This window comes from Protofrankia sp. CiP1_Cm_nod1, from assembly GCF_920888515.1.
Classification (GTDB): Bacteria; Actinomycetota; Actinomycetes; order Frankiales; family Frankiaceae; genus Protofrankia.
The window spans coordinates 11,830-18,844 of sequence record NZ_CAKKTM010000356.1; the positions used below are offsets into that span (position 1 = coordinate 11,830).

Consider the following 7,015-nt stretch of genomic DNA (forward strand, 5'->3'; position numbering starts at 1 on the left):
CCTCTGCCTCTGCCTCTGCCTCTGCCGCGGCCTGAGACACCCGAGACGCGGCAGAGCGGCACCGGGCAGAATGATGACCGCTCCGGCCGGCACCACGGCTACGGGTTTCGAGTGGTTCTGGCTCGGTAGCCGGCTTTGGCGACGCTCCATATGACGTCGATATCGCCGTCATGGCAGCTGACTCCGATAAGGTAGTCATCCATCACGACGGCGATATCGGATCAGGCGGTGGTGATGACGCGTGCGAGCTTGCGGCCGACCTTGAGGTAGAGGTCGCCGAGCTGGCCGTCGAACTTGTCCTTGACCAGGGTGGCCAGCGGTTCGCGAGTTTCGTCGGCGCTCAGCGTCACCTGCTCCTGGCCCCCCTCCGACTCGACCACGAGGCGCAGACCGTTCTGCTGGGCGACGCGGCGGACATCGCCGTTGCTCCTGGCGAAGCCCAGGGCCTTGATGACCTCGGTCACGGGCTGGCTGAGGTCGGCGATCGTGGGCAGGTCTTCGACCTCACCGAAGGTGCGCCTGGAGAAGCGGGCGGCAAACTCCTCGCGAGCCTTCATCGCCGCGTCGACGCCGTGGATGGCGGCGGTGACCTCCCCGGCGAGGATCTTCTTCAGGTCCATCGGGTGCAGCGTCCCGGCCTCCACCCGCTCGCTGGTGATGGCGAGTTCGGGGTCCAGCCATTCCGACAGCGCCTGGAAGTAGGGCTCTACGAGCCGGTCGGGTACCGACATGATCTTACCGAAGATCTCGCCAGCTGGGGCGGTCAGCGGCACGTAGTTGCCTTTGGACTTGCTCATCTTGGCCCCGGTGCCGTCCGTGCCTTCGATGAGCGAGGTGGCGACCACGAGTTCGGGCGTCTGACCGCAGATGTCCATGACCTTGCGGCACATCTGCATGTTGAGGAACTGGTCGATGCCGCCGACCTCGAGGTCGCAGCTGGTCTCCACGGAGTCCAGCGCCATCACGACCGAGTACATCAGCTCGGCCAGCGACAGGCCCTGTCCCAGCTCGAGGCGCTTGCGGAAGTCCTCACGCTGTAGCGGCATCGACACCGGGATCTGCGAGATGATCTCGATAATCTCCGGCAGGGTGATCTGTCGCAGCCAGTCGCCGTTGTGGCGGAACTGGGCGCGGTCGAAGTCGAAGAACGGAGTGACCTGCTGGCGGTAGGTGGCGAGGTTGCGGACGATGTCCTCGTCGGTCAGGGCGGGGCGATCGTCAGAGCGGCCTGACGGGTCGCCGATCTTGGCGGTCATGTCCCCGACGATGAACACGACCTGGTGGCCCATGCGCTGGAAGCGGCTGAGGATGAGCATGGGCACCGAGTGCCCGAGGTGCACCTCGGCTCCGGTCGGGTCGATGCCGAACTTGGCGACGAACCGACGGCCCTTCCTGTCGGCGGCGATGATCCGCTCAGCCAGCGCGTCGGCGGAAGGCTGAAGCTCCTGCGAGCGGGCGGCGATCAGGGCGGCCTGCTCGGCCGGGGCCAGGTCCGACAGATCCAGGCCGCGGCGCCGCGTGGTCTCGGTCAGCAGCTCGCGCACGGTGGCGTCGGCCGCAAGGTCCGCGCCGTTCAGCAGGGCGGTGGCGCGGTCAACGGACTGGCTCAGTCGGGTCATCAACGCTCTCCTGGAAACTGGATGTCCACACATGCTATTGGGCCGTCGCGAGCCGATTCCTCTTGGTCAACGTGGCCACAGGCCGATCAGGTCGATATCACCGTCGTGGCAGTTGACTCCGATAAGGTAGTCGTCTATCGTGACGGCGATATCGGAGTCAGGCGGGGTCATGGCGTACACGGGGAAGGTCACGAGCGCCGAGTCACTGGGGCGCATCCTGCAGCAGGCCAGGCTGCTCGCCGGGCTGAGCCAGCGTGAGCTCGCCCGTCGGCTGGGCACCACGCAGAAGTACATCTGGGAGCTTGAGGCCGGCAAGCCATCCATCGTGATGGACCGCCTCTTCGCCGCCATGCGCGAGACCGGCATCGAACTGACCGCGACGATCACACCCCGGGACGGGGATGGCTGACCTGGCCGTCGAACTGTACGGAACGCGGGTAGGTGTGCTCACCGGCCCGTGGCGCACCTTCGACTTCGTCACGGACCCTGGCGCGGCCGCCGAGTTCGGCATCGACAGTACCATCCTGTCGGTGGCAATCCCGCCGGAAGCTGTCAAGTCACGTGAGACAGCTGGTCGTGACCCGGTGCTCTCGGACGAGACAGGACCCGAAGCCCACGGCAGCGTCCATCCAAGATCTTATTGCCTTCAGAAGCCCTTTGGCCACATCAGTCAATTCGCCCTACAAGGCAAGTTTGCCTGCTCCCTGACCTGGCCTGCTGGTTTGCCGGTGCCCCCAGGCATCAACGGTTATGATGCGCATCTTCTGCTCTACGGTGAGTGGCCGGCCGGGGCGGTGGGCCACTCACGGAAAAGCAGCTGCCATCATGAGGCGGTGAGCGCGGGGGACGTACCGATACCGAAGTCACAACAGGCGACAGCATAGTCACGGTTTTTATCAGCTACACCGAAGTGGACGAACCGTGGGCGGTGTGGATCGCCTGGCAACTGCGGGAGGCCGGCTACCGGCCCCGGCTGCAGGCCTGGCACTCGGTCCCCGGCAGCAGCTTTGTCGGCTGGATCAACGCGGAGCTCACCGCCGCCACCTGCGTACTCGCGATTCTCTCCCCGGCCTACGAAGGCTCGAGATGGTGCGGCGTCGAGCTGACCGCCGCCCTCGCCGACGCGGTCAGGGGAGACCGGAAGCTGATCCCTGTCCGGGTCGCCGCCTGCGAGATGCCGTCACTGATGCGGCCGTTCGGCCGAATCAGCCTGGTGGACCGCTCCGCCGCCGAGGCCCGGCATGCGCTGCTGACCGGGCTGGGCGCGGCCATCAACGGTGAAAAGCTGCCCACGGCCCCACCAACTCTATCCCGGTACGGCCGCTGGCGGCGGGTCGCCCCCAGCGTATCCGGGGCCGGACGACGAGCAGCTGACCGACCGTCTGCTGGACCTCGTCACCCAGGCCTGCCGGTCACGCTACCCGGACGCCCTCGTCGAGCAGATCACCCGCGGCGGGGGCATGCCGTATGTGAGCATGGACGGCCAGCGCGACGGGGAGCGGCGACGCTGGCCGGTCGCGGTCAGCGTCGAAACGCCGGGCTTGGACGTAGTGACCACTTTCCGCGAAAAGATCATTGAACCGGTCTACCGGCCCATGGACCCGTGGGTGGGCTCCGAACTGGTTCATCTCGGAAAGCCGGCGGCGGAGGAGATCCGCCGCCCTCCATCCCCTTCCGGATGGTGAATGGGCCACCGTCCTGCCGGATGGGAAGTACAAGACCTCCGGTGGGGACGTCCGTCCACTGCTGTGGTGGGCGGTCAAGCTCCGGAGGTTCGAGCTCGGCGAGCTCGCCGAGCTGGATCCCGCGTACCAGCCACTCGACCCGGACGCGCCCATACCGGGGCTGGGTCGAGTCCCCCGCGGGACGCCGCCGGCGGCACAGCCGCGAACGCCGCCCCAGCCATGGTGGCGACGGAGAACAGGCAAGCGACAGCGTCGATCTTCTTCTTGATTACGACGTCATTACGGTGCTGGCGGGGCGTGCCGGAGAACTCTCCGTGAGGGGCGGGCGGGACGGGATTTTGTGCGGGCTGGTGGTGGTGTGGCCCCCTGGGGCGGGGTGGGGACGGCGCGGTGAGGGCCGCTGGGCTGGGGGTGGTCGCAGGGCGTTACAACGGGGGGGCCGATAATTCGTTAGCGGCGGCGGCATCCGGCACCTGACCCCGGCCGAACCGGCATGATCACAATCTGTCACGGTCATGTTTTCGCGCGCCAGGCGACAGCCGGGGCACCCGGGAAGGCGGAACGGGAGCCCGGAAGCACGACAGGCGGCCCGGGGACGTCCAAGGGGGAACCCGGGGAGCACGCGGGAGGCCCGGGCCGCGTCGGCGGCCCCACGGACATGACGGGGAGTGAGAGGTATCAACACGGCCGGGATGTTGACACAACCGGGCCATCGACATGATCCCGACAGCGCCAGAGACTGGGGCTGTCACGCGGACATCGCGAACATCTGGAGTCGCGCATGGGCGTCGATCGGCGCAGGCTCGGGCTGGTTGCCGGGCTCGTCGCGGCGGGACATCTGGTGAGCACCTTCCCCGGGCGCGTCCGGGGCGCGCAGGATCTGACCGGCCTCACCACCGCCATGCGGGCGCTGGTCGACGGTTACGGGTCCACCGCCCCGGCACAGACGGCCCTGCAGGCGTGGAACCTCGACCGCCACATCGCCGTGTCCCAGGCGGGGGCGATCCGTACCAGGCATGACTGGCAGGCCCTGCACTCCCGCACCCTCGTGCTGGAGGGCAACGCGCTCATCGACGCCGGTGACGTCTGCTCCGGGCTGCGCGCGCTGGCCCAGGCCGAGTCGGTCGCCGCGAGCATCGGGGACTGGCCGACGATCGCGCACGCCCACGCCGTGCGGGCGATGGCCGCGCGGGGGCTGCAGCGCTGGCGGAGCGCGCTGGCGCTCGCCGTGGAGGGGCAGCGGTACGCGGGCAGCACCCCCGCCGCCGTGATGCTGGCGGTCGCCGAGGCGGGCGCGCGGGCGCGTCTCGGCGACACCCTCGGTACCGTCGCCACGATCGGCCGGGCGCAGGAGCTGATGAGCCGGCTGCCCACCGAGAAATACGGCGCCCCCGCCTACTCCCTCGACAGCTACCATCCGGCGCTGTTCGTGACGATGGCCGCCAGCGCCCTCGTCCTGGCCGGGCAGATCTACGCGGCCGCGCCGTTCCTGGCCGAGGCCCGCGAGCGGGTCGGTGGCGTGGACGGCGCCGGAGGCCGCGACCAGGGCGTCGGCTGCCTGGCCCCGCTGGTGCACGTCATCTGCGCGGACGCGGCGCTGCGCCGGGAGCGGCCGGACGTCGAGGAGGCCGAGCACCATGTCACCGGCGCGGTGGTCGCCTCGTCCGCCCGGCCGGCGGCCTGGATGGGCAGCGAGGTGTCCCAGCTCGCCGAGGGCGCCGCCCAGCACGGCGCCGACTGGTCCGACCTGGTCGCGTTGACCTCGGCCTGGGGCGGCTCCTCGGAAGAGGCCCCGGCCTGACGGGATCTGTCGGATATCCGTTGGGGTATGGGCGCCCGACGGTGCCCGGTGGCACATCGGGTAATAAAGACGCTGTGCGGATCCCAGAGCTCGACGCCGACGCGATGGCTGCCGCCCGGCAGCGGCAGGCAGTGCTGACCAAGCCCCCGGGTGCCCTCGGGCGCCTGGAGGAGATCTCGGTCTGGCTCGCCGGCGTGCAGGGGGCCTGCCCGCCCAGGCCCTTCCGGCGCATCCGGGCCGTGATCATCGCCGGTGATCACGGCATCGCGCGGACGGGTGTCTCGGCCTTCCCGTCGGAGGTCACCGCGCAGATGGTGGCGAACTTCGCCGCCGGCGGCGCCGCGGTGAACGTGCTGGCCCGCACGGTCGGCGCGTCCGTACGGGTCGTGGACGTCAGCGTGGACGCCGACGAGGCCGTGCCGCCCGCGGCCGGCGGCGTGGCCACGGCCGACGTCACCAGCCGTTACCGGGTCCGGCGCGGCAGCGGGCGCATCGACGTCGAGGACGCCCTCACCGCCGAGGAGGCCGCCCGCGCGTTCGACCTCGGCCGGACGATCGTCGACGAGGAGGTCGACGCCGGCACCGACCTGCTGGTCCCCGGCGAGATGGGAATCGGGAACACCACCCCGTCCGCGGCGATCGTCGCCAGCCTGCTCGACCGGGAACCGATCGAGACCGTCGGGCGCGGCACCGGCATCGACGACACCCGGTGGATGCTCAAGACCGCGGCGATCCGGGACGCGATGCGCCGCGGCCGGCCGTACGCCGCCGATCCGCTCGCCCTGCTGCGGGTGATCGGCGGCGCCGACCTCGCCGCGCTGACCGGCCTGCTGGTCCAGGCCGCCGTCCGCCGCACCCCGGTGGTGCTCGACGGGGTCGTGGTCTGCGCCGCGGCGCTGGCCGCCGAGGCGTACGCGCCCGGGTCGAAGGCCTGGTGGGTCGCGGGCACCCGGTCGACCGAGCCGGCGCAGAAGTTCACCCTGACGTCGTTGGGCATCGAGCCTCTGCTGGACCTCGGCCTGCGCCTCGGCGAGGGCACCGGCGCGCTGCTCGCCGTCCACCTGCTGGTGGCCGCCCAGGCGACACTCGCCGAGATGGCCACGTTCGACCAGGCCGGCGTCAGCGACCAGGCCGGCTCAGCCCCGGCCGGCCCGGCCGCCGGCGGCACCGCTTCCGCTGGCGCCGTTGCCAGCGACGCCGCTTCCGCTGGCGCTGCCCCCAGCGGGCCGGTCGCCAACGGCACCGCCGCCGTCCCGAGCGACACGCCCGGGACGGCGGGCGCCTGACGCGGGCGGCCGATGCTCGCCACGCGGACGGTCTTCTCCCTGCTCTCGCTGCTGCCCGTCCGAGGACGGGTCGTGCTCGACCGGCGCACGATGGGCCGGGCCATGACGCTCGCCCCGCTGGTCGGCCTCGTGCTGGGGGCCATCGCCGCCGCCGTCGTGGTCGGCTTCCGGCTCTTCACGAAGCTGCCCGCGGCGCCGCCGGGGACCCCGGCCCAGCCCCTGCTCCCGGCCGCCATCGGGATCGCCACGCTGGCGCTGCTCACCCGCGGCCTGCACCTGGACGGGCTCGCCGACGTCGCCGACGGCATCGGCGCCGGCCGGGAGCGGGCGCTGGCGGCCATGCGGGACTCGCGGCTGGGCGCGTTCGGCGCGCTGGCGCTGATCTTCGCCGTGCTGGTCCAGGTCGCGGCGCTGTCACTGGCGATCAACGAGCACCGGGGCAGCCTGTCGATCCTGGTCGCGTCGATGACCGGACGGCTGGCGGCCACCCTGGCCTGCACCGCCGGCATCCCCGCGGCGCACCCGAACGGGCTCGGCGCCCTCGTCGCCGGTTCCGTGCGGCCGCGGCAGGCCGTCTGCTCCGTGCTCGCCGTCGTCGTCGCCGCCGCCGCCGCGGGGCTGCTC

The 7,015-nt window shown here is 71.0% G+C and carries 7 protein-coding genes and 1 pseudogene; 7 read left to right on the plus strand and 1 reads right to left on the minus strand.

Annotated elements, in window-relative coordinates; genetic code table 11:
* Positions 1 to 221: 221 nt before the first annotated feature.
* A complete protein-coding gene (tyrS, locus tag NBX02_RS16140; protein ID WP_250285966.1) occupies positions 222 to 1,619 on the minus strand; it encodes a tyrosine--tRNA ligase in 1,398 nt (465 codons plus the stop codon).
* Between the two features lie 169 nt (positions 1,620 to 1,788).
* Between tyrS and NBX02_RS16145 the strand changes: the two genes are divergently transcribed.
* The 7 genes and pseudogenes from NBX02_RS16145 to NBX02_RS16170 all read left to right on the plus strand — a co-directional run.
* The gene (locus NBX02_RS16145) at positions 1,789 to 2,028 is read left to right on the plus strand and encodes a helix-turn-helix domain-containing protein (protein ID WP_250292034.1); all 240 of its coding nucleotides are present in this window, start codon (positions 1,789 to 1,791) and stop codon (positions 2,026 to 2,028) included.
* A complete protein-coding gene (locus NBX02_RS16150; RefSeq protein ID WP_250287068.1) occupies positions 2,021 to 2,503 on the plus strand; it encodes a hypothetical protein in 483 nt (160 codons plus the stop codon). The genes NBX02_RS16145 and NBX02_RS16150 overlap by 8 nt, the downstream gene beginning before the upstream one ends.
* Positions 2,504 to 2,514: 11 nt before the next feature.
* Positions 2,515 to 2,847, plus strand: a pseudogene (locus tag NBX02_RS23275) (toll/interleukin-1 receptor domain-containing protein); the annotation flags it as partial.
* 49 nt (positions 2,848 to 2,896) lie between these two features.
* Entirely contained in the window at positions 2,897 to 3,304 is a 408-nt protein-coding gene (locus NBX02_RS16155) for a hypothetical protein (RefSeq protein WP_250287065.1), read from the plus strand.
* 781 nt (positions 3,305 to 4,085) lie between these two features.
* A complete protein-coding gene (locus NBX02_RS16160) occupies positions 4,086 to 5,105 on the plus strand; it encodes a hypothetical protein (protein ID WP_250287063.1) in 1,020 nt (339 codons plus the stop codon).
* Positions 5,106 to 5,209: 104 nt separating this feature from the next.
* On the plus strand, positions 5,210 to 6,391 hold the full coding sequence (gene cobT / locus NBX02_RS16165) for a nicotinate-nucleotide--dimethylbenzimidazole phosphoribosyltransferase (RefSeq protein WP_250287071.1): 1,182 nt from the start codon (positions 5,210 to 5,212) through the stop codon (positions 6,389 to 6,391).
* A 12-nt stretch (positions 6,392 to 6,403) separates the two neighbouring features.
* Positions 6,404 to 7,015, plus strand: a 612-nt coding sequence (locus NBX02_RS16170) for an adenosylcobinamide-GDP ribazoletransferase (protein ID WP_250292036.1), incomplete at its 3' end; no start/stop codon positions are given.